The following is a 26,563-nucleotide window of genomic DNA, read 5'->3' as shown; positions in this document are numbered from 1 at the left end:
TACCTTGCGTGCGAGACAGATGCGATGACACGCGCCGTAACCGACAACCCTCAATTCTACCTGACCGCCCCCGCACCCTGCCCCTATCTGGAAGGCAAGCATGAGCGCAAGGTGTTCACGCATCTCGTCGGCGAGCACGCTCCGGCCCTGAACGACGTGCTGACCCATGGCGGCTTCCGGCGCAGCCAGAACATCGCCTACCGTCCGGCCTGCGAGGACTGCCACGCCTGCACCTCGGTGCGCATTCTCGTGGATCAGTTCAAATGGACGAAATCCTTCCGGCGGGCGCTGAAACTGGGCCGCTCGCTGGTCGGCGAGCAGCTGCCGGCCGCGCCCTCGGGTGAGCAGTACGATCTGTTCCGGCTCTATCTCGACGCCCGCCACGCGGCCGGCGGCATGGCCGACATGGGGCTTCTCGACTATGCGCTGATGATCGAGGACACCCACGTGAACACGATCGTGGTGGAATATCGCGAGCGGCTGGAAGGCTCCGGCCTGGACCGGGCCCGGTCGGGCAAACTCGTCGCCGCGGCGCTGACCGACGTGCTCTCCGACGGGCTGTCGATGGTCTATTCGTTCTTCGATCCCGATTTCACAAAGATGTCGATCGGCACCTTCCTGATCCTCGACCATATCGAGCGCGCCCGCCGCATGGGCCTGCCGTATGTCTATCTCGGCTATTGGGTCAGCGGCTCGCGCAAGATGGACTACAAGACCCGCTTCCAGCCGCAGGAATATCTCGGCAGCCAGGGCTGGACGCGGTTCGACTAGAGCGTTTCCTTGTTAAATGGAATCAATTCTGTTGGTCCACACCGGTTCGATCCGCGAGGAAACGGGCGAACGGCGTAGCCCATGCTACGGCGGAGGCCGTTGACGCGGCGGACGGCCGGTTTCGACCAACCCTTTGGGCGGGATGAATTTTCCCGATTATCGGCGAGGCCGTCTCGGCCATATCCGCGATATGCCCTTCGCCAATCCTCTTGATCCTCGACAAAATTCATCTCCGCAGAATGGTTCCATTTGACAAGGAAACGCTCTAGCTCCCGTGGCGAAGCGGTCAGAACATCCGGAACCCGGGAATCCTGACCACTCCGAGAAACACCGCGACGAACAGGCAGATCCCCAGCAACCCGGCCAACGCCGCAACCCACCACAACGCAGGGCCGGTGACGGTCGCGCCGCTCCAAACGGCGTGCCCGCCGACGGCCAGCGCGCGCACGCACCACAGGCACGAGACCGCCGCGCCGATCTGCACCGCACTCGCATACAGGTCCCAGGGCATGGCGGAAAGGGCGATGAAACACAGCACGAGAGGCGCGAACTTCAGCCAGTAGATCCTTTGGCTGCGCGCGGCCTGGGCCTGCGCGTCCACGGCAAAATCACCAAGCGGCAGCGCCGCCACAACGAAGGCGACCGCCACGCAGGCCAGGGCGGCAAGCGTGCCGAAGGCAAGATTGGCGGCCAGCCAATGGGCGGCCTCCAGCCAGCGTTCGCCAAGCCGCTGCGCGGCGACCTGATCGTAGATCCGGTCCTTCGCGATATCGGCCACCCAGCACATGATGCCCAGGGCCAGCGCCACGGCGTAGAAGAGACCCGACGCCGCAGTGGTCCACGATGACATTCCCCGCCCCTCCTCCGCTCCGGCAACCAGCCTTGGCAACCGGCTCTGGCAATCAATTCTGGCAATCAGCCCAGATGCTGTTTGATCCGCGCAAAGACCGCCTCGAACATCGCTTCCGTCAGCACGCCGGTGTTGGTGTTGTAGCGGGAGCAATGATAGCTGTCGAACAGCCGGACGCCGTCCAGATCATGCTCGCCGCCATGGGTGAACGGATAGGACGCGCGCCGCCGCTGCAGAGTCGACAGCAGCGTGTCGTGCGCGATGCGGCCCAGCACCAGGATGGCGCGCAGGTTCTGCATGGCGTTGATGGTGTTGACAAGAAACGGACGGCAAGCCTTGATTTCGGCGCCCACCGGCTTGTTTTGCGGCGGCACGCAGCGCACCGCGTTGGTGATCGCCACATCGACCAGCTCGAGCCCGTCATCGGGCCGCGCCTGGAAGTGTCCGCGCGACAGGCCGAAACGGTCCAACGTCTGGTACAAGAGGTCGCCCGCATAATCGCCGGTGAAGGGGCGGCCGGTGCGGTTGGCGCCGCGCACGCCGGGCGCAAGACCAATGATCAGCAGCTTTGCCTCCAGCGACCCGAAGGTCCGCACGGGCGCGTTGAACCACGCCGGCTCGGCCGCACGCAGCTCCTCGCGAAAGGCGACAAGGCGCGGGCACAGCGGGCAGTCGCGGCCGGGATCGGTCTGTGGCATGGCGGTCTCGGGCATGGGGCTGGCGATCGCTGAGAGGGACAGGAGACAGGGCGCCGCCGTATCGGGATCGGCCCCGGATCCGGCGGGTCCACTGTGAGCGATGACCGCGGATGAAATCAACCGGCGTGACTGACCGTCAACAGACGCCTGCCCCGGAATCAAAAAGGACCCGCCGTTGGCGGATCCCTTGAGACACGGGTCTGAAGATCGAGGCGACTAGAGATCGTCCTCGAATTCCTCCTCGCGGACATTGCCGCTGCGCTCGGCCACGCGCGGCGTGCGCTCAGCCGGGTCGCGGCCGACGATGGAGGCCAGCGTGTTCAGATCGATGAAGTGGTCGGCCTGGCGGCGCAGGTCGTCGGCGATCATCGGCGGCGTGGTCTGCAGGGTGGAGACCACGGAGACCTTGCGACCGCGGCGCTGCAGCGCCTCGACCAGCGAGCGGAAGTCACCATCGCCGGAAAACAGCACGATATGCTCCACATGCGCCGCCATCTCCATGGCGTCGACAGCGAGCTCGATATCCATGTTGCCCTTGACCTTGCGGCGGCCCGAGCTGTCGAAAAACTCCTTGACCGGCTTGGTCACGACCTTGTAGCCGTTGTAATCGAGCCAATCGATAAGCGGGCGAATGGAAGAGTATTCCTGATCTTCAATCAAAGCAGTGTAGTAATATGCACGAAGCAAATAACCTTTGCCTTGAAACTCTTTGAGCAGTCGCTTGTAATCGAGGTCAAAACCCAACGCCTTTGCAGTAGCGTAAAGATTTGCACCATCAATGAAAAGCGCTACTTTTTCACGCGGATCGAACATTGTTTTTCTCTTTCTTCAGATAGATTATTTGAGCCATTCTGGCTCAACCCCGACTCAGGGAGATGAGGACTTGGAATTCTTCATAGGGCTCTCGGGCCGAAAAAATTGAGAATTCAAGCTCACACATTCACTGATGAATGTCTTTAACCTCTACCTATTATATCCAGGCTCCGGATTCAAGAACAGCTGTAGGAATACCGAGATTTTTGGGAACCATACACTCATTGTACAACATCCGATAATTTATAACGGCTGGGGTGACAGCTTGCCCCCACCCCCGGGTCACGGCATCTTTTTACAATACACGGCGGACTGCAACCCGCGGCGGCGGCGGGCTTGCATTTGACAAAAAGACCGCCTACAGATGCCGCTTCGAATCCCCTGAAAATCGGAGTATTTCCATGGCGCGCGTGACCGTCGAAGATTGCATCGACAAAGTCGACAATCGTTTTGAACTGGTCCTTCTCGCGAGCCACCGGGCCCGCATGATCTCCAGCGGATCGCAGGTCACGATCGATCGCGACAACGACAAGAACCCGGTTGTGGCGCTTCGCGAGATCGCTGATGAGACCATCAGCCCGGAGGATCTCAAGGAAGACCTGATCCACTCGATGCAGAAATACGTCGAGGTGGACGAGCCGGAGCCCGAGGCCGTGCCGATGGTGCCCTCGCCCGGCTCCATGAAAGCGGACGAGCAGGACGGCGGCATGGAATTCGACCGCATGTCGGAAGAAGACCTGCTCAAGGGTCTGGAAGGCCTCGTGCCGCCGGATCGCTCGGACGACTATTGATCGCAGCGCGGAAGCGCCCCATTTGCATCAGAGCGGCGCGACATCGTGCCGCTCCGCTGCGTTCAGGCGGTTTTCGTACGTCACTTGACTCCGAAGCGAACCCCATTCGCGCGACCGTTAGGCGCGAACAGCGCTTTGCAAACGCGTCGCCACGCCAATGATGCGACAATATGAACTGGTCGAACGGGTCAACCGATACAACCCGAACGCCGACGAAGCCCTGTTGAACAAAGCCTACGTCTACGCCATGCAAAAACATGGCGCGCAGATGCGTGCTTCGGGCGACCCCTATTTTTCCCATCCGCTGGAAGTCGCCGCCATCCTCACGGACATGCGGCTTGATGACGCAACCGTCGCCGTCGCCCTCCTGCACGACACGATCGAGGACACCGACGCCACGCGCTCGGAAATCGACACGATGTTCGGCGAGGAGATCGGCAAGCTCGTCGACGGGCTCACGAAGATCAAGAAGCTCGATCTGGTGTCGCACAAGACCAAGCAGGCGGAAAACTTCCGCAAGCTGCTGCTGGCGATCGCTGACGACGTGCGGGTGCTGCTGGTCAAGCTTGCCGACCGGCTGCACAACATGCGCACGCTGCACTACGTGCCCGACGAGAAGCGCCATCGCATCGCCGAGGAGACGATGGAAATCTATGCGCCGCTGGCCGGGCGCATGGGTATGCAGGAGGTGCGCAACGAGCTGGAAGACCTGGCCTTCCGCACCATCAATCCCGATGCCTACGACACCATCACGGAACGGCTGACCCGGCTGCGCGAAAAGAACGAGCGCCAGATCGCCGATATCGCGCGGGACCTGACCGAGCGGCTCGCCAGCCGCGGCATCAACGCCGTGGTGCACGGGCGCGAGAAACGGCCGTACTCGATCTTTCGCAAGATGGAGCAGAAATCCATCGGCTTCGAGCAACTGTCCGACATCTACGGGTTCCGGGTGATCGTCGACACGCTCGAGGACTGCTACGCGGCGCTCGGCATCGTGCATACGAGCTGGCCCACCGTGCCGGGCCGGTTCAAGGACTACATCTCCACGCCCAAGCAGAACGACTACCGCTCGATCCATACCACCGTCGTCGGTCTCAGCCGGCAGCGCGTGGAGCTGCAGATCCGCACCGCCGCCATGGACCGCATCGCGGAATTCGGCATCGCCGCGCACGCGCTGTACAAGGACGGCGAGACCGGGGGGCGCAACATCGCCCGGCTGACCGAGGACTGCCGCGCCTACGACTGGCTGCGCCACACCATCGATCTGCTGTCGCAGGGCGACACGCCGGAAGAGTTTCTGGAAAACACCAAGCTCGAGCTGTTCCACGACCAGGTGTTCTGTTTCACGCCCAAGGGCCGGCTTATCGCGCTGCCGCGCGGCGCGACCCCATCGACTTCGCCTATGCGGTGCACACCGACATCGGCAATACCTGCGTGGGCTCCAAGATCAACGGCCAGATCGTGCCGCTGGTCACCGAGCTGCGCAACGGCGACGAGGTCGACATCATCCGCTCGACCGCCCAGTCGCCCCCGCCGGCCTGGGAATCCATCGCCGTTACCGGCAAGGCCCGCGCCGCCATCCGACGCGCGACCCGGGCGGCCGTGCGCGAGCAATACGGCGGGCTTGGCCGGCATATCCTGGAACGCGCCTTCGTGCGCGCCGGCCATGCCTTCGACGAGGACGGGCTCGCCGCCACCCTGCCGCGGCTCGGCCAGACCAGCGTGGCCGATCTTCTGGCCGCCGTCGGACGCGGCGAGACCTATGCCGCCGACGTCATCAAGGCGCTGTACCCGGACTATCAGGACGAACGGGTGGCGCCCGAGCGGCCGGCGAGCAAGGAAGGCTGGTTCGACGTCAAGGGTGGCGAGGGCATGAAGTTCCGCGTTCCCGGCGAGGTGAACGGCGATGGTCGCTCGCTGCCGATCCGCGGCCTGAAGGGCGGACTGCCGGTGCGCTTCGCGCCCGCCGGCGGCGCCGTGCCCGGCGACCGGATCGTCGGCATCATGACGCCTGGCGAGGGCATCACCATCTATCCGATCCAGTCGCCGGCGCTGACCGCCTTCGATGACGACGAACGCTGGCTGGACGTGCGCTGGGATATCGACGAGGACAATCCCGAGCGGTTCCCGGCGCGAATCTCGATTTCCTCGATCAACGAACCGGGGTCGCTTGCCACGATCGCGAAGATTATCGGCGAGAACGACGGCAATATCGACAATGTCCAGATGCTGCGCCGGGCGACCGACTTCCACGAGATGACCATCGACCTGGAAGTCTGGGATCTTAAGCACTTGAACCGCATCATCAATCAGCTGCGCCGGTCGAGCGTTGTCTCCAGCGTGACGCGGGTGAACGGCTAGGCGGCTGCCGGATGGAGGGGGCCGGAGTCATCCTGCGCCACCCGCGGGTCGATCCGCCGGCTGCGTCAATCGCCGGAGAATTCGGGCGATAGGAGCTTGCCTGACTGGCATTGCGACCGCACATACAGCATGATGAGCATCACCGGAGTGCTGATCGGACACGAATAACGGCCCCCAAGAATGGGTCCCCCGCAAGAGCGCCGCACGCATGCACGCCGCATGAACTCGAAAACAGCTTGCGATTTTTCGGGATTTGCGAAATTTCAAAGAATGGGCGCGATACTCCGCTCACGCTTGATCGGAATCCGCTCCAGTAACACCGCGTCTTGAGGCCTCTATCGAATGCTCTTCCAACGCCGGCACCCTCCGCACTGGTTCGAAGTCTTGCGCGTCGCCCTGTGGCCGCGCCGCAGCTGGGTCCGTTCGGGCAAGTATTTCGCCAAACGCGTGCTGCGCCTGACCGCAAGTCCGCATGCGATCGCGGCGGGAATCGCCGCCGGCGCCCTGGCCTCGTTCACCCCCTTCATCGGCTTTCATTTCATCATCGCCTTCGTCATCGCCTATATCATCGGCGGCAACATGCTGGCGGCTGCGCTGGGCACATCGGTCGGCAATCCGCTGACCTTTCCCTTCATCTGGGCGTCGACCTACCGGCTCGGCACCTGGATCCTGAGCGGCACCCTGCCCGCCCATCAAAGCAACATGATCACCGAGAGCCTGTTCGAGCACTCGATCGACACAATCATGCCGATCCTCAAGCCGATGCTGCTCGGTTCGGCGATCCTCGGGATCATCGCCGGCGCGGTGCTTTACGCGATCGTCTACGGCACGGTGCGCACCTATCAGGCCACCCGCCGGGCGCGTCTGGCGGCACGGCGCAACGCGCGCAGTCTGGCGCTTGGCGAAAAGCCCCCCGCGGCATCCGAGCACGCGTCCGCGGCCCTTGCCGCCGCAGTGCCGGAAACCGTGGTGGGAAAGCCCGCCGGCCTGTCGCCCAGCGGCAAGCTGCTCGAGGAAGAAATGCAATGAGCCTGCGCCTGGGCATCAACATCGATCATGTCGCGACGCTGCGCAACGCGCGCGGAGGCGCCCTGCCCGATCCGCTGCGCGCCGCCCTTCTGGCGCAGGAAGCCGGCGCCGACGGCATCACCGCGCACCTGCGCGAGGACCGGCGGCACATCCGCGACGACGACATCGCGCGGTTGATGGAGACGATCGACATCCCGCTCAACTTCGAAATGGCGGCGACCGACGAGATGCGCGCAATCGCCCTCGAGCACCGTCCGCATGCCGCCTGTATTGTTCCGGAAAAGCGCGAGGAGCGCACCACAGAAGGCGGGCTGGACGCCGTCGGCGGCCACAATGCGCTCAGGCCGCTTGTCGGCGCATTGGAAGACGCGGGCATCCGCGTCTCGCTGTTCATCGAGCCCGACAAGCGGCAACTGGACGCAGCGCTTGCGCTCGGCGCGCCGGTGGTGGAACTGCACACCGGTGCCTATTGCGATGCGGCCATGGCCTTTGACGAGACCGCGCGCCGCGCGCATCTGGCGCGCATCGAGGAGGCGGCCTCGCACGGCGCGGCGATCGGCCTGGAGGTGCACGCAGGACACGGACTGAGCTTCGACACCGTGGCGGACATCGCCCGCCTGCCGCAAATCATGGAACTCAACATCGGCCATTTCCTCATCGGCGAGGCCGTGTTCACCGGGCTGGGCGCGGCCATCGCCGAGATGCGCCGGCGGATGGTTGCGGCGCGCGGCGAGAGCGCCGCCGCATGATCATCGGAATCGGCAGCGATCTGATCGACATCCGCCGCATCGAAAAGACGCTGGAACGCTTCGGCGAGCGGTTCATCCGGAGGGTGTTCACCGAGGTCGAAATCGCCCGGTCCGAACGCCGCAAGGAACGCGCCGCCTCCTACGCCAAGCGCTTCGCCTCCAAGGAAGCCTGCTCAAAGGCGCTGGGCACCGGCATACGCGGTATCCGCTGGCAGGAAATGGGCGTCGTCAACCTCAAGAGCGGTCAGCCGACGATCGCGCTCAACGGCAAGGCGATGGCGCGGCTCAACTCCATGCTGCCGCCGGGATTTTCCGCCCGTATCGATCTGACGATCACCGACGACTATCCGCTGGCACAGGCATTCGTGGTGATTTCCGCGTGGCCGGTCGATTGGCCGCACCCCCTCGCGCCCCCGCCGAAATCCGTTTGAACCGCGCCGCAGTGTGAAAAACGCAACCGCGCGCGCCGGATCACGCGACTTTCGGGCTTTTCAACCCTGCGCGCGCTTGACCGCGCGGCGCACAGGATCCATTTAAGCGATGCGTTGCGTCCTCCGGTCCGACCCAGTATCAAGGTCTCACACGGTGGCGGGTCCTTGATGCCTCCCCCGCAAACCGCCCACAGATATGCAGCGAAGGCGCGACAGGCCCGATGAGCGTTTCAAGCGAGAAGACGGACAACAATGGCGGCCTCGGCGAGACCGTGAAGGTTGTCGCGCAGGCACTGGTGCTGGCGCTGGTTTTGCGGACCTTTCTGTTTCAGCCGTTCAACATCCCCTCAGGGTCGATGATGGACAACCTGCTGATCGGCGATTACCTGTTCGTGTCCAAATACAGCTATGGCTACAGCCGCTACTCGTTCCCCTATGGCCTGGCGCCGTTCTCCGACCGCATCATGGCCAGTGAGCCCGAGCGCGGCGACATCGCCGTGTTCAAGCTGCCGCGCGACAATTCCACCGATTACATCAAGCGGGTGATCGGCCTGCCGGGCGACGAGATCCAGATGATCGACGGCGTGCTCCACATCAACGGCGTGGCCGCCAAGCACGAGCGCATCGACGACTTCATCGAGACCGACCGCTACGGCAACGTCCGCCGCGCGCCGCGCTACCGCGAAACGCTGCCCAATGGCGTCAGCTACACCACGCTGGACACCTCGCCAAACGGCACCTGGGACAACACCCGCGTCTACAAGGTGCCGCAGGGCCACTATTTCATGATGGGCGACAACCGCGACAATTCCTCCGACAGCCGGGTTCTCAGCGGCGGCGTCGGCTATGTGCCGTTCGAGAATTTCGTCGGCCGCGCGGAAATCCTGTTCTTCTCGCTGAAAGACGGCGAGGCCGCCTGGAAGGTCTGGAACTGGCCGTGGTCGGTGCGCTGGGACCGGCTGTTCAAGACGCTTTGAGCACGCCATGAAGCGGAACAGCCGCGGGCAGATCGAAACGCTTGAGGCCAAGATCGGGCATCGTTTCCACGACCGGGCGCTGATCGAGCGGGCGCTGACGCACGCCAGCGCCCTGCCGACCGCGCGCGCCTCCACCGACAGCTATCAGCGGCTGGAATTCCTCGGCGACCGGGTGCTGGGGCTGGCCATCGCCGACATGATCACCGCGCAGTTCCCGCAAGCCGACGAGGGCGAGCTGGCGCGCCGGCTCAACCATCTGGTGCGACGCGAGACCTGCGCGGAGGTGGCGCTTGAGCTGGATCTCGACGCCGCCATGATCATCGGCGACAACGAGGCGCAGACGGGCGGACGCCAGAAGAAGGCGCTGCTGGGCGATATCTGCGAATCCGTGCTGGCGGCGCTGTATCTGGACGGCGGCTGGGACAAGGCCCGCGCTTTTGTGGAGCGCCATTGGCGCGGACGCATGATATCGTGGGGCGGTTCGCTGCGCGACGCCAAGACGACCTTGCAGGAATGGGCGCAGGGCAAGGGCCTGGACGCCCCGATTTACCGCGTGACGGGCCGCAGCGGCCCCGATCACGCACCGCGCTTCACCGTCACCGCCAGTGTCAACGGCATGGATGACGGCATGGGCAGCGGATCTTCCAAACGGATCGCCGAACAGGCGGCCGCCGAAACGATCCTGCGCCGCGAAGGCGTATGGACGGAGACCGAGACGTGACAAAAGAAACGGCCCCCAAGGCCGAGGCAGCCCCGGAGACGGCGGCTGCGCCCATCGACGAGACCACGCCCCCGGCGGCGGACACCTCCTGCGGCTTCGTGGCGCTGATCGGCGCGCCCAACGCGGGCAAGTCGACGCTGCTCAACGCGCTGGTGGGCACCAAGGTGTCGATCGTCACGCACAAGGTGCAGACGACGCGCGCGATCATCCGCGGCGTGGCGCTGCATGGCCCCGCGCAGATCATCTTTGTCGACACGCCGGGCATTTTCGCGCCCAAGCGGCGGCTCGACCGCGCCATGGTGGACACCGCCTGGGGCGGCGCCAAGGATTCCGACTGCGTGGCGCTGCTGATCGACGCGCGCAAGGGTATCACCGGGGACATCGAGGTGCTTCTGGAAAAGCTTTCCTCGATGAACCGGCCCAAGGTGCTGATTCTCAACAAGATCGACGTGGCCAAGCGCGATCATCTGCTGGCGCTGGCCGCGCGCGCCAACGAAATCGTCAATTTCGAGCGCACCTTCATGGTCTCGGCGCTGACCGGCAACGGCGTGCCGGACCTGTTGGACTATTTCTCCACCAAGATGGAGCCCGGCCCCTGGCTCTACCCGGAAGACCAGATCTCCGATCTGCCGATGCGTATGCTGGCGGCCGAGATCACCCGCGAAAAGCTTTTCATCCGGCTGCACGAGGAAATTCCCTACGCCTCTACGGTGGAGACCACCGACTGGAAGGAATTCCGCAACGGCTCGGTGCGCATCGAGCAGACGATTTATGTGGAGCGCGACAGCCAGAAGAAGATCGTGCTGGGCAAGAACGGCCAGACCATCAAGGCGATTTCGAGCACCGCGCGCGAGGAAATCGGCGAGGCGCTGGAGCAGACCGTGCACCTGTTCCTCTTCGTCAAGGTCCGCAGCTCCTGGGCGGATGACCCCGAGCGCTACCGCGAGATGGGGCTGGAGTTCCCGCGGTAGAACACGCACCCGGCGCTCGCGAGATGGTTGCGGGGAGTTCATGCGATAGGCCAGGCACCCTCACCCGGCGCTTTGCGCCGACCTCTCCCTCCAGGGAGAGGTGACGCCCTTCGGGCGTTTCGGAAAATCGCCGCACCGGTTGGCGCCTGCAGCCTCCTCGCCCTCAGGGAGAGGGTCGGGGTGAGAGGTCTTGCAGCCCCCCTTCCCCGCTCAATCCTCGATTTTCACCTTCGCATTGACCTCGCCGCGGCTCCAGTAGCCCGATGCCTTGACCCATTGGCGCGGATGGCCGCGTTCCTCGACGATATAGCCGCGGATGGCTTTGGCCACAGTGCCTTCCGCCGCGATCCAGACGAAACCGTCGCCCGACGGCAGCTCATGCGCGTCGAGCGCTGTGCGCAGCATCGACGCATCGGCATCCGGCCGCGTCCGCACCAGCCAGTGCGGCGTCCAGGCGGCGCGGGTCTCGACCGACTGGGCATCAGTGGGATCGGCCACTACGACGAAACTGGTCACGGGCACGCCATCGCGCAGCTCCTCGACGCGGCGGGTGATCGCCGGCAAGGCGGTCTCGTCGCCGATCAGCAGATACCAGTCGAAATCGTCCGGCACGATGGTCGAGCCGCGCGGGCCGCCGATTTCCAGCGTGTCGCCGGGCCGCGCCGAGGTCGCCCAGTCCGTCGCCGGTCCCTCCTCGTGAATCGCGAAATCGATGGTGATCATGCCGGCCGCCACGTCAAAGCGGCGCGGGGTGAAGTCGCGCATGAGCGGCTTGCCGGTCTCCGGGCCGCCGGGCCCGGGGAAGAACAGCTTGATGTGGTCGTCATGCGCGGGGCTGACGAAATCGGCGAAGTCGTCGCAGGTGAACTCCACGCGCAGCATGGTCGGGCTCAACCGGTCGATGACGGCGACGGTCAGCGTGCGGCGGCGCGGTTCGCGACGCTCGCGGGTGATCTCATGAAGAGGCAAGGTGACTCCCGTTCCTGTGTTTGCTTGATAACCGGCTTGGGTCCAAAGGGTTCCGCTCCCATCGCCTCGGTCTTGCGCGTGGTCTCGCCGGTCAGCGTCCCGGCGGCCGGCAGGCTCCGGTTCTCTCCATCCCGGCCGTTTTCCGGCGACTACAGGCGGATGCTCGGCGTAACGTCTTCGGCGACGCTGGCGACGTGACGCCTTTCCGTTGATCAATGACGGAATATTCCTGCATTTCCCACTGTTTTGCCGAAATCGGATAGCTGGCATCCCCTCACATTTTTAGGTTGAGCTCAAAGGCAGATGGCCTTGAGCGCCAGCTCGGCTGCGCTCGATTCCGGAACCACGGCATCAACGCCGTCTTTTGAGCGCTTTTTGGAACACGATGCATCTGTTACAGGCTATCCGCCCGCAAGACTTTTTCCGTCACCTCGCCGTTCCCTATTCGCCTATCCGGAAAACCCGCCGCGCCGCGTTGCTGCTGGCGTCCGCGTTGACGGGAAGTCTCTTGCTGACACCAGCCTTGATGACGCCTGCCGTGGCCGACGAGATCATCGACGGCAGCAGCGAGACCGTTATCGGCACAGGCGGCGGCACCAAGACAAGCCCTTGGGATGCTTCCGGGATCCTCACAGTCGGAAATACCGGCACCGGCACGCTGACGATTTCAGAGGGCGGCGCGGTCACGAACACCATTGGATATGTCGGCCGCCAGAACGGCAGCGACGGCACGGTCACGGTTACCGGCGCGGGCTCGACATGGACCAATGACGCCCTCTCCGTCGGCTCGTCAGGAACGGGCACGCTTGTCATTTCCAACGGCGGCAAGGTTAGCGCCGGCACTTTCTACGCGAGTGATTATTCCGGCAGTTCCACGACGGTGACCGGCGCCGGATCGGTTCTGACCGCTGGGGATTCCTTTATCGGCGGCGACGGCGATGCCACGCTGACCGTTTCCGATGGCGGCAAGGTCGATTTCAGCTCCTCCAGCACCTTTCTCTATCTTGGCTCCGGCACCGGCTCCGGGACGGCCACGGTGACCGGCGCCGGATCGGAATGGATCACCGGGACGATTTCAGAATCGGTAAAGGCGCCGGTTCCGGCAACACGCTGACCATCTCCGATCGCGGCAAGGTCACGAGCAAATTCGTCGCCATCGGCGATGGCGGCACGGCCACGGCGACGGTGACCGGAACGGGATCGACCTGGTCCATCGAAAGCCACATGCAAATCGGCAGAAATTCGGCAGGCACGCTGACGATCGCCGACGGCGGCACGGTCTCGACAGCAAGCAGCTCCATTGGCGCCAGCGCCGCCGGCAACGGTACGATTAACGTCACCGGCGCTGGCGCGACATGGACCAACACCAACGACATCGACATCGGTCAATACGGCACAGGCACGCTGACGATTGCCGATGGCGGCAAGGTCAGCGCCGGCGGCACGGTCACCATCGCCAAGGAGACCGGATCGACCGGCACGCTCAATATCGGCGCGGCGGCGGGCGCGGCGGCGGTTGCGGCCGGAACGCTCGATGCCGGCACGATTGCCTTCGGCGCGGGCAGTGGAGCGATCGTCTTCAATCACACCGATACCGATTATGTGTTCGGGGCTGATGTCACGGCGGGCGCGGGCGCGAGCACGCTCAATCATCAATCCGGGAGCACGGCGCTGACAGGAAGCGTCGCCGTCAACGGCGATACAACCGCGGACGGCGGCACGCTGAAGCTCACGGGCGGGGCGAGCCTGTCGAACGCGAGCGGATACGTTGGCAAGGCGTCAGGCACCACGGCCGCGATCGAGGTGTCCGGCACGGACAGCCACTGGACGAATTCGGGAGATCTTCATGTCGGCGGCGACGGCACCGGCACGCTGACGGTGTCGGAGGGTGGCGCGGTGACGAGCGCCGCCGCGTCTCTGGGGAATGGCGGCGCCGGCGTTGGCACGGCCAGCATCACCGATGCGGGCTCGACATGGACCAATGAGTTCTTAATCGTTGGCCGGTCAGGTACGGGCGCGCTGCGCATTGCCGATGGTGGCAAAATCACGACTGATGACAACGGATTTGTCGGTATGCAGGTCGGCAGCAAAGGTGCGGTTACGATCACCGGCACGAGTTCGACTTGGACCACCGGCGGGTTTCTCGACGTCGGTGCCGCGGGCAATGGCACGCTGGCGATTTCAGCCGGTGGAGCCGTGAACACCGATTTCGGATTTATCGGTCATTACGGAACCGGCACCGGCGCGGTCGTGGTGACCGGCGCGCACTCGCGCTTTACCAGCACCTCGGGGCTGGAGATCGGAAGTCTTGGCACCGGCGTCCTGACGATTGCCGATGGCGGCACGGTCGACGTCGGCGGCGGATCCGGCACCGTGACGCTCACTCTGACGGATGGGGCGACCGCAACGATCAACATCGGGCCGCCGCCGGCGACACGGCCGTGGCGGCCGGCACCCTGAACGCCGGAACCCTGGCGTTTGACATCGGCACCGCCAAGCTCGTCTTCAACCACACCGATACCGACTACGAATTCGACGAGCGCTTGACCGGTTCCGGTGCCCTTGAGCACTATTCCGGCACGACCAGCCTGACTGGCGATCTGTCGGCTTTTACCGGCACGACATCGATTCTCGGCGGCACGCTGTCGATGAACACGGCCTACGGCGGGGCGATCACCGTCGGCAATGGCGGACGCTTCGGCGGCAACGGAACCGTCGGGTCGATCGCAGCCAGTTCCGGCGCGACAGTCGCGCCCGGCAATTCCATCGGCACGATGAACGTGACCGGCACTGTGGTATTCGACCCGGGCTCGACATATGAGGTGGAGATCGACAGTGGTGGCAACTCCGACCTGATCGCGGCGACCGGAGCCGCGACGATCAATGGCGGCACCGTCTCCGTGATCCCCTATCCGGGCTACGCCGTGGCCACCCCCTATACGATCCTGACGGCCACCGGCGGCGTGACAGGGACCTTCGATGCCGTCACCTTCGCCTCCCTCTTCCTGACGCCGTCGCTCACCTACAACGCCAATGACGTGCAGCTGACGCTGGCACAGACAGCAAGCTTCGCCAGCGTGGCCGCGACACGCAACCAGGCGGCGACGGCCGCGGGACTGGATAGTGTAGGCAATGGCAGTGTCTTCGATGCTGTCCTGGCGCTCGGCACCACTGCCGAGGCGCAGGCTGCCTATGACGCCCTGTCGGGCGAGATCCACGCCTCCGCCAACGGCCTGTTGCTGACCGGGAGCCGGTTTGGCCGCGACGCCATCGGCGATCGCATCCGGGGCGCGTTCTCCGGCCTCGGCGCTTCGGAGATGCCGCAGATCGCCTTCCATGGAGAAGGCGGCGTTCCGGGACCCGATGGCGGCGCCATCGCCTGGGGCAGGCTTTCGGCAACTGGGGCGGACGGCCGGCGACGGCAATGCGGCGCGGATGGATCACAGCAGCGGCGGCTTCCTGTTCGGCGCGGACGCGGAGGTTCAGGACGGCTGGCGCGTGGGTCTTCTCGCCGGCTACGGCCACAGCAGTTTCTCCGCCGACGGCGTGCGTTCGAGCGGAAACGCCGACAGCTATCATCTGGGCGCCTACGCCGGCCGGCAGTTCGGTCCAATCGGGCTGCGGACGGGCGCGACCTACGCCTGGCACGATGTTTCCACGACGCGCTCCGTCACCATCGGCTCCTTCACCGACACGCTCACCGCCGACTACGCAGCCGCCACGGCGCAAGTCTTCGGCGAAGCGGGCTATACGCTCGACACCGCATTCGCCCGGTTCGAACCCTTCGCGGGCCTCGCGCTGGTTCACCAGCACAACGACGGATTTTCCGAGAGCGGCGGGGCCGCGGCGCTGACCGTATCCTCCGCGTCGCAAACGCTCGGCGTCACGACGCTGGGCGCGCGCGCCGAACGGCAGTTCGCGGCCACGGGCACCCTCACCGCCTCGCTCGCCGGCACGCTCGGCTGGCGTCACGCCATCGGCGACGTCTCGGCCGGCTCCACCATGCGGTTTGCCGGCGGCGACGCCTTCACGATCACGGGCGCACCGATCGATCGCGATACGGCGCTGATCGAAGCCGGTCTGAAACTCGGCCTTGGCGACAACGCCAGGCTCGATATCAGCTACCAGGGGGAACTGGGCGCCCGAGCCCAGGATCACGGCGTGAAGGCCGGTTTCTCGGCGCGCTTCTAGAGCGCTTCCTTGTCAAATGGAACCATTCTGCGGAGATGAATTTTGTCGAGGATCAAGAGGATTGGCGAAGGGCATATCGCGGATATAGCCGAGACGGGCCTCGCCGATAATCGGGAAAATTCATCCCGCCCAAAGGGTTGGTCGAAACCGGCCGTCCGCCGCGTCAACGGCCTCCGCCGTAGCATGGGCTACGCCGTTCGCCCGTTTCCTCGCGGATCGAACCGGTTTGGACCAACAGAATTGATTCCATTTGACAAGGAAACGCTCTGAAGCGCGTCGGTTTCCCTCCATTCACCCCCTCGCCGCGCCCGGAATCTGCTAGTCTCGCGGCATGGAATGGACCGGCGAAGCGATCATTCTGGGCACCCGCAAACACGGGGAGACGAGCGTCATCCTCGAGGTGATGACGCTTGAGCGCGGCCGGCATCTGGGACTGGTGCGCGGCGGGCGCTCGCGCAGGCTGCAGCCCATGCTGCAGCCGGGCAACGCCGTGCATGTCACCTGGCGCGCGCGGCTGACCGACCATCTGGGGCATTTCTCCGTCGAGCCGGTGAAATCCCGCGCGGCCGCGCTGATGGAAAGCGCCGTGGGCATTCATGGCGTGCAGCATCTGGCGGGGCTGCTGCGGCTGCTGCCCGAGCGCGACGCGCATGCGACCCTCTATGATGCCTTGAGCATCGTGCTCGATCATATGGACACGCCGGCTGTCGCAGCCGCCCTGATGGCGCGGTTCGAGCTGGAAATGCTTACGGAATTGGGATTTGGGCTGGATTTGAGCCAATGCGCGGCGACCGGCGCAACGCGGGACCTGATCTGGGTGTCGCCGAAATCCGGTCGCGCCGTCTCACGCGAGGCGGGCGCGCCTTACGCGACGAAACTGCTGCCGCTGCCGGGCTTTCTCAGCCACCGCGAGGGCGCCAACGCGCCGCCCAGCGCGGACGCCGACGACCTGCGCGATGCCTTCAGGTTGACGGGTTTCTTTCTCGACCGCCACGTTTTCGCGCCGCGCGGGATCATATGGCCGGCGGCAAGGGAGGGGTTTGTCGAAGCGTGCAGGAGAGTGCGAGCGGAGACTGGATAGCGGAACAATATTCTCAATCTGCCGACAAAGCTGAAGAAGCCCTCCTTCGTCATGGTCGGGCTTGTCCCGACCACCCATAAGCCTTTGAAAACATGGGTCCTCGGCACAAGGCCGAGGATGACGACCGAGGGGTATGAGGGTCGTCGCCATGCTCCCAAAGCTCTGCTGGTGCGTCCGGTCTGACATTCGCGCCGGATATTCGAATTCAACCCCGGTTTTCCGCCCCCTCCGCACTCTCCCGCCTTGCAGGTTTCCGCCAATCACGCTAGCCAGAGAGCATGGGAAAAGAGCTGATTCCGCCGGGAGGCATTGAGAGCGTCAACCTGCGCGATGCGCTGGAAGAGCGCTACCTTGCCTATGCGCTGTCGACCATCATGCACCGGGCGCTGCCGGACGTGCGCGACGGCATGAAACCGGTGCACCGGCGGCTGCTTTACGCCATGCGGTTGCTCAAGCTGGATCCCGGCCAGGGCTTCAAGAAATGCGCCCGCGTCGTCGGCGACGTGATGGGTAAGTTCCATCCGCACGGCGACCAGTCGATCTACGACGCGCTGGTGCGGCTGGCGCAGGAATTCGCCCAGCGCTACCCGCTGGTGGATGGCCAGGGCAACTTCGGCAACATCGACGGCGATAACGCCGCCGCCATGCGCTACACGGAAGCAAGGCTCACCGACGTCGCCAAGCGGCTGCTGGACGGCATCGACGAGGATGCGATCGATTTCCGCGAGACCTACGATGGGCTCGACAAGGAGCCGATCGTGCTGCCGGGCGGGTTTCCCAACCTGCTCGCCAATGGCTCCGCCGGTATCGCCGTGGGCATGGCCACCTCGATCCCGCCGCACAACATCGTCGAGCTCTGCGACGCCTCGCTGCACCTGATCAAGCATCCCAACACCGATGTCGACAAGCTGGTCGAATTCGTGCGCGGCCCGGATTTCCCCACCGGCGGCATCCTGGTGGAAGAGCCCGCGGCGATCCTGGAATCCTATCGCACGGGCCGCGGCGGCTTCCGAGTCCGCGCGCGCTGGGAGAAAGAGGACACCGGCCGCGGCACCTGGGTGGTGGTGGTCACCGAGATCCCCTACCAGGTGCAGAAGGCCAAGCTGATCGAGAAGATCGCCGAGCTCTTGATCGCCAAGCGGCTGCCGCTGCTGGCCGACATCCGCGACGAGTCGGCGGAGGACGTGCGCGTGGTGCTGGAGCCGCGCTCGCGCAACGTCGATCCGGAAATGCTGATGGCGTCGCTGTTCAAGCTGACGGATCTGGAAAACCGCTTTTCGCTCAATATGAACGTGCTGTCCAAGGGACAGGTGCCCACGGTCATGAGCCTCAAGGACGTGCTCGCCGAATGGCTCGAGCACCGCAAGGAGGTGCTCGTCCGGCGCTCGACCTTCCGGCTCAAGCAGATCGAGCACCGGCTGGAGGTCCTGGAAGGCTATCTGATCGCCTACCTCAACCTCGACGAGGTGATCCGCATCATCCGCTACGAGGATGAGCCGAAGGCCGAGCTGATCAAGGCCTTCAAGCTCTCCGACGTGCAGGCGGAAGCCATCCTCAACATGCGGCTGCGCTCCTTGCGCAAGCTGGAAGAGATCGAGATCCAGGGTGAGCACGACAAGCTCAGCCTTGAGCGCGACGAGCTGAAGGCGCTGATCGCCTCGGACGATCTGCTGTGGGGCAAGGTCTCCGGCGAGATCAAGGACCTGCGCAAGGCCTATGGTCCCAAAACGCCGCTGGGCAAGCGCCGCACCGGCTTCGGCGAGGCGGTGGAGCACGATCTCGACGACATCCAGCAGGCGATGATCGAGCGCGAGCCGGTCACCGTCGTCGTCTCGGACAAGGGCTGGATCCGGGCCCTGAAGGGCCATATCCAGGACACCTCGACGCTGGCCTTCAAGCAGGGCGACAAGCTGAAGATGGCCTTCCATGCGGAGACCACCGACAAGCTGCTGGTGTTTTCCACCGGCGGACGGTTCTACACGCTCGGCGCCGACCGCCTGCCCGGCGGGCGCGGCAACGGCGAGCCGATCCGCCTGATGGTCGACATGGACCAGGACCAGGACATCGTCGCCGTCTTCGTGCACAAGCCAGGCCGCAAGCTGCTGGTCGCCTCCACGGACGCGCGCGGCTTCATCGTGCCGGAGGCCGACGTGATCGCCAACACCCGCAAGGGCAAGCAGGTGCTCAACGTCGGCATGCCGGCGGAAGCCACGCTCTGCGTGCCGGCGGACGGCGACCACATCGCGGTGATCGGCGCCAACCGCAAGCTGCTGATCTTCCCGCTCGAGCAGGTGGCGGAGATGTCGCGCGGACGCGGCGTGCGTCTGCAGCGCTACAAGGACGGCGGGATTTCGGACGCGGTGGTGTTCAAGGCCGAGGACGGGTTGAGCTGGATGGATTCCTCGGGCCGCAGCTTCACCCGCTCGATGGAAGAGCTTGCCGACTGGCGCGGCGACCGCGCCCAGGCCGGCCGCCTGCCGCCGCAGGGTTTCCCGCGCTCGAACAAATTCGGCACCAACACGCTGTAGGGCAGGCTTTCGCGGCAACTATCGCATCGGCGCAGGAAACCGCTCATCGCCGCGATGCGGGGGAGCGCTTGAGCAGGCGAAATCCGACCACGACGGCATAATCTGCAATTTGCGTGGTCATTCCTTCCATCCCTTCACAACAGGCTCATCGAGCGTTGACGGTCCGGCCAAAAGACTCATAAATACAATGAATTCATCCAACTCGCGGACATAAACTGGCACTTGTTTAGAGAACGCAGCCCAAAGCATCCCCCCGTCCCAATCGACAGTGAAACTTGCGCCCTTAGACTCATCCTTGGAATAGGTCTTGTTTGACCAAAAAGATTGACTGCGTCCGGGATACAAGACGTCATAGTTGCAGCCAAAGGAGCCGGGTCTTTCCAGATCGACAAACCGGCCCTTGTCGGTCGAGATCACAGGATGGATCGTGTCGTAGGTTGCGAAGCGGCCTACCTTCGCCACTTCATCCGCCGGCGCATATCCGACCGGCAGCAGAGAAGGCACATTGCGCGCACCGAGATACCGAATGGCTGCATCGAACTTCAGCCAAAACTCACTTGCAATCAGGTAAGCGCGCCCGTCTTTCGGTAGATCAGTAACCCAATCCTCTAGCCCCGGTACCTTGGACCATTCAGAGCGTGGCACCCGCCATGCGCCGTAACAGACGGATACGATGTGAATTCCCGGTCGCATTCCGCGTTCTTTATAGAGTTTCAGCTCCTTTGCGGCGTCTTGGTCCCTGGGAAAGATAAACGGCGTCAGATCCGGGCTTTCCGTCTCGGCCCGTTTCTCGGACGCCCTGAAAGCCCGTCTGTCCACCTTGACCGGGGGATAGACCTTGATGAATTCCACATGGCCATGCTTGCCGGATAGCCCCGTCGCGCTGACGTAATATTCCATCCGGTCGAAGGTCTCGGCATCGTTCACCCACAGGACCGGCATCTTGGAATCCGGTTTCAGCTTCCGGTGTTCTTCCGTGAAAGGTTGGACCAGAAACCGGTGGACCTGTTTTTTGTCTTCCTCGATCTCCCTTCGGCTGGCCGACGCCCAACTGCAAGCGTGTATCACCGGCGTGTAGACAGCCGCCTTGCTGTCCGGCACCTTGGCGCCGATCACCGGTGGATTTCGGTAGTCTGCACCGGTGGTGGTCCCGGGAGAAACCATCCAGTCCGTCACCAGCGTGCCGGTACACTTGATCACCCGCTCGATGGTGACCGGCACCCCGTCGACCTTCACATCGACCGCGTAGCGATAATACACCGGGTAGCGTGGATCATTCCGCTCGCAGCCGGCAAGCAGCAGGCTGCACAAGAGCGCCATTGCGCCGGTGCACAGGCGTGATCCGGGGGCCGGTCGGCGGCGGATGGAGGCATTTTCTGGGGATCGGAAACTATTCATCAGGGCAATCTCGTTGAGGTAATACCCCTACCCTAGGTTACAAACGTGAATAGAAATTCCCCGACAGAGAATGATGATCCGGAATGGATGCTCCCGCTCACGCATCTGACTGCCTCAGACCGGGACCACCTACGATCGTTCCGCCGGCCACACGGCGGCCTTCGCAGCCTGCTGCCGATGCTTCGAGACGGCGCGTTGCGCCTCCTCAGCATGAGGTGATCGTGTTGATGATCTTGTGAATTTTCAATTTCTGTTCGCGCTACCTCCACGGGCCTCATCCTGAGGTGCCCGCGCACGCGGGCCTCGAAGGATGGGCGGCTTGTGGTCCCCGGGACGGCGCTTGCGGCATCGGAGCGTTCCGCTCGTTCGCCCGCATGTGGTAGGCTCTATGCATGGGCGCCACGGTCTATATCCTGCGCTGTGCAAACGGCCGATATTACACCGGCATCACGCGCCGGGACCTCGCCCATCGGCTTCATGAACATCAATCGGGGTTGCTTGACGGCTACACAGCGCGGCACAGGCCGCTTGAGCTGGCGTTTTCAGAGCATTTCGAGGTGATTGCCGAAGCCGTGGCCTTCGAGCGCCAGACCAAGGGCTGGAGCCGGGCGAAGAAGGAAGCGCTGATCGCTGGTGATTATGCGCGCCTGCCGGCTCTGTCGCGCCGCGGAGCCAAGACGCGCTAAGGGGCATGTGGTGGCGAGGTCCACGTGTGCCGCCCATCCTTCGAGGCCCGCGTGCGCGGGCGCCTCAGGATGAGGTCCGTGGGGGGCAAAGTCTGAAACTGAAAATGCATAAGACCATCAACACGACCACCTCATCCTGAGGAAGCCGCGCAGCGGCTGTCTCGAAGGATGGGCGACAGCGGCGGTGCGCGGCGGCAGCCAAGCGCAACAACAGTATGCACGCCCGGCGCTACGACCGTTCCGCGGGCCAGAAGCCCGTCTTGGCGTCGCGGTGGATGACGATCACGCTGACGCCGGGATCCAGGCAGCGGGTGCATTTCAGATCCGTGGCCAGATCCTCCACGAGCGCGGCATCCGCGAACCGGCCGATATTGAGATAGCGCATCCGGTGACAGTGGCCGCAATCGATGGCCAGCCGCAGGCCCTTGTCCTTCACATCGGCGATCGTGGTCATTGTGCGGGCCTTTCGTGGATGTGACACGGCATCGAGACATTCAAGAGCCGGATGCCCCGCCACCCTAGCCCTTGTCGCGCAGCAGGCGGCCCTTTTCGCGGTCCCAGTCGCGGTTCTTCTCGCTCTGGCGCTTGTCGTGCAGCTTCTTGCCGCGCGCCAAAGCGAGCTCCAGCTTGGCGCGGCCCTGCTCGTTGAAATAGAGCTTCAAGGGCACGAGGGTCATGCCGTCGCGCTGCACGCTGCTCATCAGCTTCGAGATCTCGCGCGCGTGCATCAACAGCTTGCGGTGGCGGCGCGGCTCATGATTGTTGCGGTTGCCCTGCAGATATTCCGGAATATAGCTGTTGATCAGGAAAAGCTCGCCGCGCTGCTCGGTGGCGTAGGACTCGCCGATGTTGGCCTTGCCAAGGCGCAGAGCCTTGACCTCCGTGCCGGTCAGCATGATGCCGGCCTCGAAGGTTTCCATGATTTCAAAATTGAAGCGCGCCTTGCGGTTGTCGGAAATGATCTTCCCACCCGCCGGCGCGGCTCCTTTTTTCGCAGCCATATGGCTCTTTCTTCCTTACTTGATCCCGCTCTAGTTGAGCAGACCCGCATGCACCATGGCGGCGCGGACGCGCGCCTGCGTCGCCTCGGCAAGCGGCACCATCGGCAGACGCATCGTCGCCTCCATGCGGCCCAACAGCGACAAGGCATATTTGGCCCCTGCGGGATTGGGTTCAAGGAACAAAGCACGATGAAGCGGCATCAGCTTGTCCTGATAATCGAGCGCGGTGGTGAAATCGCCCGCCGCGCACGCCGCCTGGAACTCCGCGCAAAGCTTGGGCGCCACATTGGCCGTCACCGAGATGCAGCCATGGCCGCCATGCGCCATGAAGCCGAGCGCCGTGCCGTCCTCGCCCGTGAGCTGGTTGAACCCCGGCCCCATCGCGTCGCGCTGATCACTGGCGCGCTGAATGTTGCCGGTGGCGTCCTTGACGCCGGAAATGTTGGCGCAGTCCGCAAACAGCCGCGCCATCGTCTCGACCGACATGTCGATCACCGATCGCGGCGGGATGTTGTAGATGATGATCGGAATGCCGATGGCGTCGTTGATGGCCTTGTAGTGCTGGTACAGGCCTTCCTGATTCGGCTTGTTGTAATACGGCGTCACGACCAGCACCGCGGCGGCGCCGACCTTCTCCGCATATTGGGCCAGATCGATCGCCTCACGGGTGTTGTTGGACCCCGCACCGGCGATCACCGGCACACGGCCGTCCGTCGCCTCCACGCACAGCTCGACGACGCGGCGGTGTTCGGCATGGCTCAGCGTGGGAGATTCACCAGTGGTTCCAACGGGTATGACGGCGGAAGAGCCTTCCTTGATCTGCCAGTCCACGAAGTCCTGAAACGTTTTTTCGTCCACGGCTCCATCGCGAAATGGAGTCACGAGCGCGGGCATCGATCCATAGAACATCGTGGCAGTTTCCTCTGAGTTCGCCGTTTTCCTGCCGCCTTCACACGGTTGGATAGCGCCGGACAATATCCGCACCATCCGGCCTCGGCAAGACAAGCCTCAATTTATCCGCCGGGCGGGAATCGCCGGAAACCAATCGTAAATCGTGACAGGCGTATCGTTAACGAAATCGCAAGATCGACACTGCGCAAACAACCCATTCCCGGCGGCCGACCCGCAGCCGCCAAACACGCAGAGCCAAGTGGACAAGACCATGCAACTGCCTGGAACATCCGGTATCCGGCACGCAGCCCCGAGACTGATCACTTTTACGACCTCAAGTCCCCACACAGCATTGCGGCGCTGGAGCCGGCGGCTGTGGTCGTTGCGCCTGGTCGGCGTCCTTGCGGCCGCCACCGGCGGCGCGCTGAGCCCGGGTGTGGCCCACGCCATGATGCCGGAAGCCAAGCCCGGCGCGGCGCAAGCCGGCGCCGCGCAGACCGACCCGGCCATTCCGAAAGCCAAACCGGGCGCGGCGGCGCGTATCGATCCGGTTGACGCGCCGGCTCAAAATGCACCCCAAGCCATTACCCACGTCCTGAGCGGAGGGGCTGCCGTACCCGCGCGTAAGCCCGAGATCTCCCGGGCGGCGCCTGCACTGGCCTATGCCCCCGTTGTGGAAGCACCCAAACACGAGCCGGATGTGCCGCGCCGCGCAAGCGGCCCCTCCGCGCCCGCCTCCACCGGCTCTGTCGCGGAACTCAAGAAGGCGCTCGAGGCCATCGGCAAGGGCAACATCGGCGCCGCCATGCTGATCCGCACCGCAATGCGCCCCTCGCTCGATCGCCGGATCATCGACTGGCGGCTGATCGTCAGCGGGGATCCGTTGATTTCCACCCGCTTCATTTCCGACTTCGCGCGCGAGGCGCCGCATTGGCCCGATGCCGAGATGATGCGCACGCGGGCGGAAATCGCGTTTTACCGCGAAAAGCCCACGACGAACCTGATCCTCAAGGAATTCTCACGCGAAGCGCCGAGCACCATCACCGGCCGCCTGCTGTATGCCCGCGCGCTGCTGGACGCGCGGCATGGCGGCGACGCCGCCCGGGTGATCCGCGCGCTGTGGCGCGAAGAGGAGTTGTCCGCCGATCTGGAGAAGAGCATTCTGGGCGACTTCTCCAAACAGCTCCGCCATGAGGACCACCGCTGGCGCGTGGAAAGGCTGCTTTACGCGGAGCGCACCAACGACGCCCTGCGCAACGCAAAACACCTGCGGTCTGATGAGCGCGCCTACGTCAAGGCGCGCGTGGCGGTCATCCGCCGGACCAAGGACGCCGCAAGGCTTATGGGCCAGGTGCCGCGCTCCATGCACGCGGACGCCGGCTACGTCTTCGCAAAGATCCAAATGCTCCGCCGCGCCAACAAGGACAAGGACGCGATCGCCCTGATGCTCAAGGCGCCGCGCAAGCCGGAAGACATCGTCGACGGCGACGAATGGTGGATCGAACGGCGGCTGCAATCGCGCTCGGCGCTCGACCTTGGCGACGCACGCTCGGCCTACGCGATCGCGGCGGGGCACGCCGCCCAAAGCCCGGCCAAATACGCCGAGGCCGAATTCCACGCCGGCTGGTTCGCGCTGCGATTCCTCAACGATCCGCGCCGGGCGCAGCCGCATTTCGCCAACATCACCAAGGTGGCGACCACGCCGATCACCAGCTCGCGCGCCAGCTACTGGCTCGGCCGCACGGCGGAGGCGCTGGGGCAGCGGGCCGAGGCCACGAGCCACTACCGGCGCGCGGCGCAATATTCCACCGCCTATTACGGGCAACTGGCCCACGCGCGGCTGGGACTCAACGGCCCCGCTGTGGCGCAGCCCCCGGCACCCAGCGCGTCCGAGCGCCGGGCGTTCGAAAGCAACGAGTTGGTGCACGCGATCCGCCGCATGATTAAGGCCGGACGCATGAACGATGCCGACCGGCTTTTCCGCCATCTGGGCCTCACCCTGAAGACGCCCGGAGAAGTGGCGCTGGCCATCGACCTGGCGCAAAGCCAGGGCGAACACCAGACGGCGCTGATGATCGGCAAGCTGGCGGCGGGCGAGAACAACGATGTCGCAGCGCTTGCCTTCCCCACGGCGGCCATTCCCGCCAAGACAAAGATCGTCAAGGGCGTGGAAAAGCCGGTGGTCTATGCGATTGCGCGGCAGGAAAGCGCCTTCAACCCGCAAGCCGTCAGCCATGCCGGCGCGCGCGGGCTGCTGCAGCTCATGCCGGCTACCGCCAAGCGCACCGCGCGCAATGCCGGGCTGCCCTACAACAAGGGAAAACTGACAAGCGACGCGGCCTATAACGCCACCCTGGGCGCGGCCCATCTGGGCGAACTGGTCGACGATTTTGGCGGCTCCTACATCATGACGTTCGCCGCCTATAACGCGGGCGCCCGCAGGGTGCGCGAATGGGTCGAGCGCTTCGGCGATCCGCGCTCGCCGAAGGTCGACGCTGTCGACTGGATCGAGCGGATTCCGTTCACGGAAACAAGGAACTACGTCCAGCGGATTACCGAGAACCTGCAGGTCTACCGGGCCCGTCTGGACGGTGGAAAACTCGCGATTGCCCAGGACATCAAGCGCGGCGGCTGAGGCAGCCGTCACGCGATGCGC

The 26,563-nt window shown here is 64.4% G+C and carries 24 protein-coding genes and 1 pseudogene; 16 read left to right on the top strand and 9 right to left on the bottom strand.

Annotated elements, in window-relative coordinates:
• Nucleotides 1-24: 24 nt before the first annotated feature.
• Entirely contained in the window at nt 25-771 is a 747-nt protein-coding gene (locus D1F64_RS09485; RefSeq protein WP_117412245.1) for an arginyltransferase, read from the top strand.
• A 286-nt stretch (nt 772-1,057) separates the two neighbouring features.
• Here the strand turns inward: D1F64_RS09485 and D1F64_RS09480 are convergent, their stop codons facing one another.
• The 3 genes from D1F64_RS09480 to D1F64_RS09470 form a co-directional block, all read right to left on the bottom strand.
• Nucleotides 1,058-1,621, bottom strand: coding sequence for a hypothetical protein (locus D1F64_RS09480; RefSeq protein WP_117412244.1), 564 nt, complete (start codon nt 1,619-1,621; stop codon nt 1,058-1,060).
• A gap of 65 nt (nt 1,622-1,686) precedes the next feature.
• Nucleotides 1,687-2,319: a uracil-DNA glycosylase gene (locus D1F64_RS09475; protein ID WP_346432316.1), complete on the bottom strand. Its 633-nt coding sequence runs from the start codon at nt 2,317-2,319 to the stop codon at nt 1,687-1,689.
• 216 nt (nt 2,320-2,535) lie between these two features.
• Entirely contained in the window at nt 2,536-3,132 is a 597-nt protein-coding gene (locus D1F64_RS09470; RefSeq protein WP_117412242.1) for an NYN domain-containing protein, read from the bottom strand.
• Between the two features lie 401 nt (nt 3,133-3,533).
• Between D1F64_RS09470 and rpoZ the strand changes: the two genes are divergently transcribed.
• From rpoZ to era, 8 genes and pseudogenes are all read left to right on the top strand, one after another.
• Complete coding sequence (gene rpoZ / locus D1F64_RS09465) at nt 3,534-3,923, top strand: DNA-directed RNA polymerase subunit omega (protein ID WP_117412241.1); 390 nt, start codon at nt 3,534-3,536, stop codon at nt 3,921-3,923.
• A gap of 157 nt (nt 3,924-4,080) precedes the next feature.
• Nucleotides 4,081-6,284, top strand: a pseudogene (locus D1F64_RS09460) (bifunctional (p)ppGpp synthetase/guanosine-3',5'-bis(diphosphate) 3'-pyrophosphohydrolase).
• 342 nt (nt 6,285-6,626) lie between these two features.
• Nucleotides 6,627-7,313, top strand: a complete 687-nt coding sequence (locus D1F64_RS09455; RefSeq protein WP_117412240.1) for a DUF2062 domain-containing protein — start codon at nt 6,627-6,629, stop codon at nt 7,311-7,313.
• Nucleotides 7,310-8,062, top strand: a complete 753-nt coding sequence (locus tag D1F64_RS09450) for a pyridoxine 5'-phosphate synthase (RefSeq protein ID WP_117412239.1) — start codon at nt 7,310-7,312, stop codon at nt 8,060-8,062. The genes D1F64_RS09455 and D1F64_RS09450 overlap by 4 nt, the downstream gene beginning before the upstream one ends.
• Nucleotides 8,059-8,493 (top strand): holo-ACP synthase, encoded by a 435-nt coding sequence (acpS, locus tag D1F64_RS09445; RefSeq protein ID WP_117412238.1) that lies wholly within the window; start codon nt 8,059-8,061, stop codon nt 8,491-8,493. The genes D1F64_RS09450 and acpS overlap by 4 nt, the downstream gene beginning before the upstream one ends.
• A gap of 221 nt (nt 8,494-8,714) precedes the next feature.
• On the top strand, nt 8,715-9,470 hold the full coding sequence (lepB, locus tag D1F64_RS09440) for a signal peptidase I (RefSeq protein ID WP_117412237.1): 756 nt from the start codon (nt 8,715-8,717) through the stop codon (nt 9,468-9,470).
• Between the two features lie 7 nt (nt 9,471-9,477).
• Nucleotides 9,478-10,191 (top strand): ribonuclease III, encoded by a 714-nt coding sequence (rnc, locus tag D1F64_RS09435; RefSeq protein ID WP_117412236.1) that lies wholly within the window; start codon nt 9,478-9,480, stop codon nt 10,189-10,191.
• A 53-nt stretch (nt 10,192-10,244) separates the two neighbouring features.
• Nucleotides 10,245-11,162 carry a GTPase Era gene (gene era, locus D1F64_RS09430; protein WP_248304760.1) on the top strand — a complete coding sequence of 306 codons (918 nt, stop codon included), beginning with the start codon at nt 10,245-10,247 and terminating at the stop codon, nt 11,160-11,162.
• A 210-nt stretch (nt 11,163-11,372) separates the two neighbouring features.
• On the opposite strand, the gene D1F64_RS09425 is transcribed toward era, so the two are convergent.
• Nucleotides 11,373-12,131 carry a siderophore-interacting protein gene (locus D1F64_RS09425; protein ID WP_248304697.1) on the bottom strand — a complete coding sequence of 253 codons (759 nt, stop codon included), beginning with the start codon at nt 12,129-12,131 and terminating at the stop codon, nt 11,373-11,375.
• A 508-nt stretch (nt 12,132-12,639) separates the two neighbouring features.
• Between D1F64_RS09425 and D1F64_RS09420 the strand changes: the two genes are divergently transcribed.
• Together D1F64_RS09420 and D1F64_RS09415 are read left to right on the top strand one after the other, a co-directional pair.
• On the top strand, nt 12,640-13,245 hold the full coding sequence (locus D1F64_RS09420) for a hypothetical protein (RefSeq protein ID WP_162901447.1): 606 nt from the start codon (nt 12,640-12,642) through the stop codon (nt 13,243-13,245).
• Nucleotides 13,188-14,591, top strand: coding sequence for a hypothetical protein (locus D1F64_RS09415; RefSeq protein ID WP_117412233.1), 1,404 nt, complete (start codon nt 13,188-13,190; stop codon nt 14,589-14,591). Before D1F64_RS09420 ends, D1F64_RS09415 begins: the two co-directional genes overlap by 58 nt.
• 199 nt (nt 14,592-14,790) lie before the next feature.
• Here the strand turns inward: D1F64_RS09415 and D1F64_RS09410 are convergent, their stop codons facing one another.
• On the bottom strand, nt 14,791-15,015 hold the full coding sequence (locus D1F64_RS09410) for a hypothetical protein (protein WP_117412232.1): 225 nt from the start codon (nt 15,013-15,015) through the stop codon (nt 14,791-14,793).
• A gap of 551 nt (nt 15,016-15,566) precedes the next feature.
• Between D1F64_RS09410 and D1F64_RS09405 the strand changes: the two genes are divergently transcribed.
• From D1F64_RS09405 to parC, 3 genes are all read left to right on the top strand, one after another.
• The gene (locus D1F64_RS09405; protein ID WP_162901446.1) at nt 15,567-16,322 is read left to right on the top strand and encodes an autotransporter domain-containing protein; all 756 of its coding nucleotides are present in this window, start codon (nt 15,567-15,569) and stop codon (nt 16,320-16,322) included.
• 331 nt (nt 16,323-16,653) lie between these two features.
• On the top strand, nt 16,654-17,403 hold the full coding sequence (gene recO, locus D1F64_RS09400) for a DNA repair protein RecO (RefSeq protein ID WP_117412230.1): 750 nt from the start codon (nt 16,654-16,656) through the stop codon (nt 17,401-17,403).
• Between the two features lie 278 nt (nt 17,404-17,681).
• The gene (gene parC, locus D1F64_RS09395; protein WP_117412229.1) at nt 17,682-19,931 is read left to right on the top strand and encodes a DNA topoisomerase IV subunit A; all 2,250 of its coding nucleotides are present in this window, start codon (nt 17,682-17,684) and stop codon (nt 19,929-19,931) included.
• Nucleotides 19,932-20,048: 117 nt separating this feature from the next.
• Here the strand turns inward: parC and D1F64_RS09390 are convergent, their stop codons facing one another.
• On the bottom strand, nt 20,049-21,329 hold the full coding sequence (locus D1F64_RS09390; RefSeq protein WP_162901445.1) for a hypothetical protein: 1,281 nt from the start codon (nt 21,327-21,329) through the stop codon (nt 20,049-20,051).
• Between the two features lie 392 nt (nt 21,330-21,721).
• On the opposite strand from D1F64_RS09390, the gene D1F64_RS09385 reads away from it, so the two are divergent.
• Nucleotides 21,722-22,015: a GIY-YIG nuclease family protein gene (locus tag D1F64_RS09385; protein WP_117412227.1), complete on the top strand. Its 294-nt coding sequence runs from the start codon at nt 21,722-21,724 to the stop codon at nt 22,013-22,015.
• 229 nt (nt 22,016-22,244) lie between these two features.
• Here the strand turns inward: D1F64_RS09385 and D1F64_RS09380 are convergent, their stop codons facing one another.
• The 3 genes from D1F64_RS09380 to dapA form a co-directional block, all read right to left on the bottom strand.
• Complete coding sequence (locus tag D1F64_RS09380; RefSeq protein ID WP_117412226.1) at nt 22,245-22,469, bottom strand: hypothetical protein; 225 nt, start codon at nt 22,467-22,469, stop codon at nt 22,245-22,247.
• 64 nt (nt 22,470-22,533) lie between these two features.
• On the bottom strand, nt 22,534-23,016 hold the full coding sequence (gene smpB, locus D1F64_RS09375; protein WP_117412225.1) for an SsrA-binding protein SmpB: 483 nt from the start codon (nt 23,014-23,016) through the stop codon (nt 22,534-22,536).
• 30 nt (nt 23,017-23,046) lie between these two features.
• A complete protein-coding gene (dapA, locus tag D1F64_RS09370; protein ID WP_117412224.1) occupies nt 23,047-23,925 on the bottom strand; it encodes a 4-hydroxy-tetrahydrodipicolinate synthase in 879 nt (292 codons plus the stop codon).
• A 253-nt stretch (nt 23,926-24,178) separates the two neighbouring features.
• On the opposite strand from dapA, the gene D1F64_RS09365 reads away from it, so the two are divergent.
• Nucleotides 24,179-26,542: a lytic transglycosylase domain-containing protein gene (locus D1F64_RS09365; RefSeq protein ID WP_162901444.1), complete on the top strand. Its 2,364-nt coding sequence runs from the start codon at nt 24,179-24,181 to the stop codon at nt 26,540-26,542.
• The last annotated feature ends 21 nt before the right edge of the window (nt 26,543-26,563 follow it).

Source organism: Breoghania sp. L-A4 (genome assembly GCF_003432385.1).
Taxonomy (GTDB): Bacteria; Pseudomonadota; Alphaproteobacteria; order Rhizobiales; family Stappiaceae; genus Breoghania.
The sequence above is the reverse complement of the archived record's forward strand: the minus strand, read 5'-3'. Positions and strand labels throughout refer to the sequence as shown.

Bases quoted from the DNA above. Each gene is read 5' to 3' on its own strand.
- D1F64_RS09480 (WP_117412244.1), bottom strand. From the start codon at position 1,621: ATGTCATCGTGGACCACTGCGGCGTCGGGTCTCTTCTACGCCGTGGCG.
- D1F64_RS09365 (WP_162901444.1), top strand. From the start codon at position 24,179: ATGCAACTGCCTGGAACATCCGGTATCCGGCACGCAGCCCCGAGACTG.
- lepB (WP_117412237.1), top strand. From the start codon at position 8,715: ATGAGCGTTTCAAGCGAGAAGACGGACAACAATGGCGGCCTCGGCGAG.
- D1F64_RS09380 (WP_117412226.1), bottom strand. From the start codon at position 22,469: ATGACCACGATCGCCGATGTGAAGGACAAGGGCCTGCGGCTGGCCATC.
- D1F64_RS09485 (WP_117412245.1), top strand. From the start codon at position 25: ATGACACGCGCCGTAACCGACAACCCTCAATTCTACCTGACCGCCCCC.
- acpS (WP_117412238.1), top strand. From the start codon at position 8,059: ATGATCATCGGAATCGGCAGCGATCTGATCGACATCCGCCGCATCGAA.
- rnc (WP_117412236.1), top strand. From the start codon at position 9,478: ATGAAGCGGAACAGCCGCGGGCAGATCGAAACGCTTGAGGCCAAGATC.
- D1F64_RS09385 (WP_117412227.1), top strand. From the start codon at position 21,722: ATGGGCGCCACGGTCTATATCCTGCGCTGTGCAAACGGCCGATATTAC.
- D1F64_RS09450 (WP_117412239.1), top strand. From the start codon at position 7,310: ATGAGCCTGCGCCTGGGCATCAACATCGATCATGTCGCGACGCTGCGC.
- rpoZ (WP_117412241.1), top strand. From the start codon at position 3,534: ATGGCGCGCGTGACCGTCGAAGATTGCATCGACAAAGTCGACAATCGT.
- parC (WP_117412229.1), top strand. From the start codon at position 17,682: ATGGGAAAAGAGCTGATTCCGCCGGGAGGCATTGAGAGCGTCAACCTG.
- D1F64_RS09390 (WP_162901445.1), bottom strand. From the start codon at position 21,329: ATGAATAGTTTCCGATCCCCAGAAAATGCCTCCATCCGCCGCCGACCG.
- smpB (WP_117412225.1), bottom strand. From the start codon at position 23,016: ATGGCTGCGAAAAAAGGAGCCGCGCCGGCGGGTGGGAAGATCATTTCC.
- D1F64_RS09455 (WP_117412240.1), top strand. From the start codon at position 6,627: ATGCTCTTCCAACGCCGGCACCCTCCGCACTGGTTCGAAGTCTTGCGC.
- D1F64_RS09405 (WP_162901446.1), top strand. From the start codon at position 15,567: ATGGATCACAGCAGCGGCGGCTTCCTGTTCGGCGCGGACGCGGAGGTT.
- D1F64_RS09470 (WP_117412242.1), bottom strand. From the start codon at position 3,132: ATGTTCGATCCGCGTGAAAAAGTAGCGCTTTTCATTGATGGTGCAAAT.
- D1F64_RS09415 (WP_117412233.1), top strand. From the start codon at position 13,188: ATGGATCACCGGGACGATTTCAGAATCGGTAAAGGCGCCGGTTCCGGC.
- recO (WP_117412230.1), top strand. From the start codon at position 16,654: ATGGAATGGACCGGCGAAGCGATCATTCTGGGCACCCGCAAACACGGG.
- dapA (WP_117412224.1), bottom strand. From the start codon at position 23,925: ATGTTCTATGGATCGATGCCCGCGCTCGTGACTCCATTTCGCGATGGA.
- D1F64_RS09475 (WP_346432316.1), bottom strand. From the start codon at position 2,319: ATGCCACAGACCGATCCCGGCCGCGACTGCCCGCTGTGCCCGCGCCTT.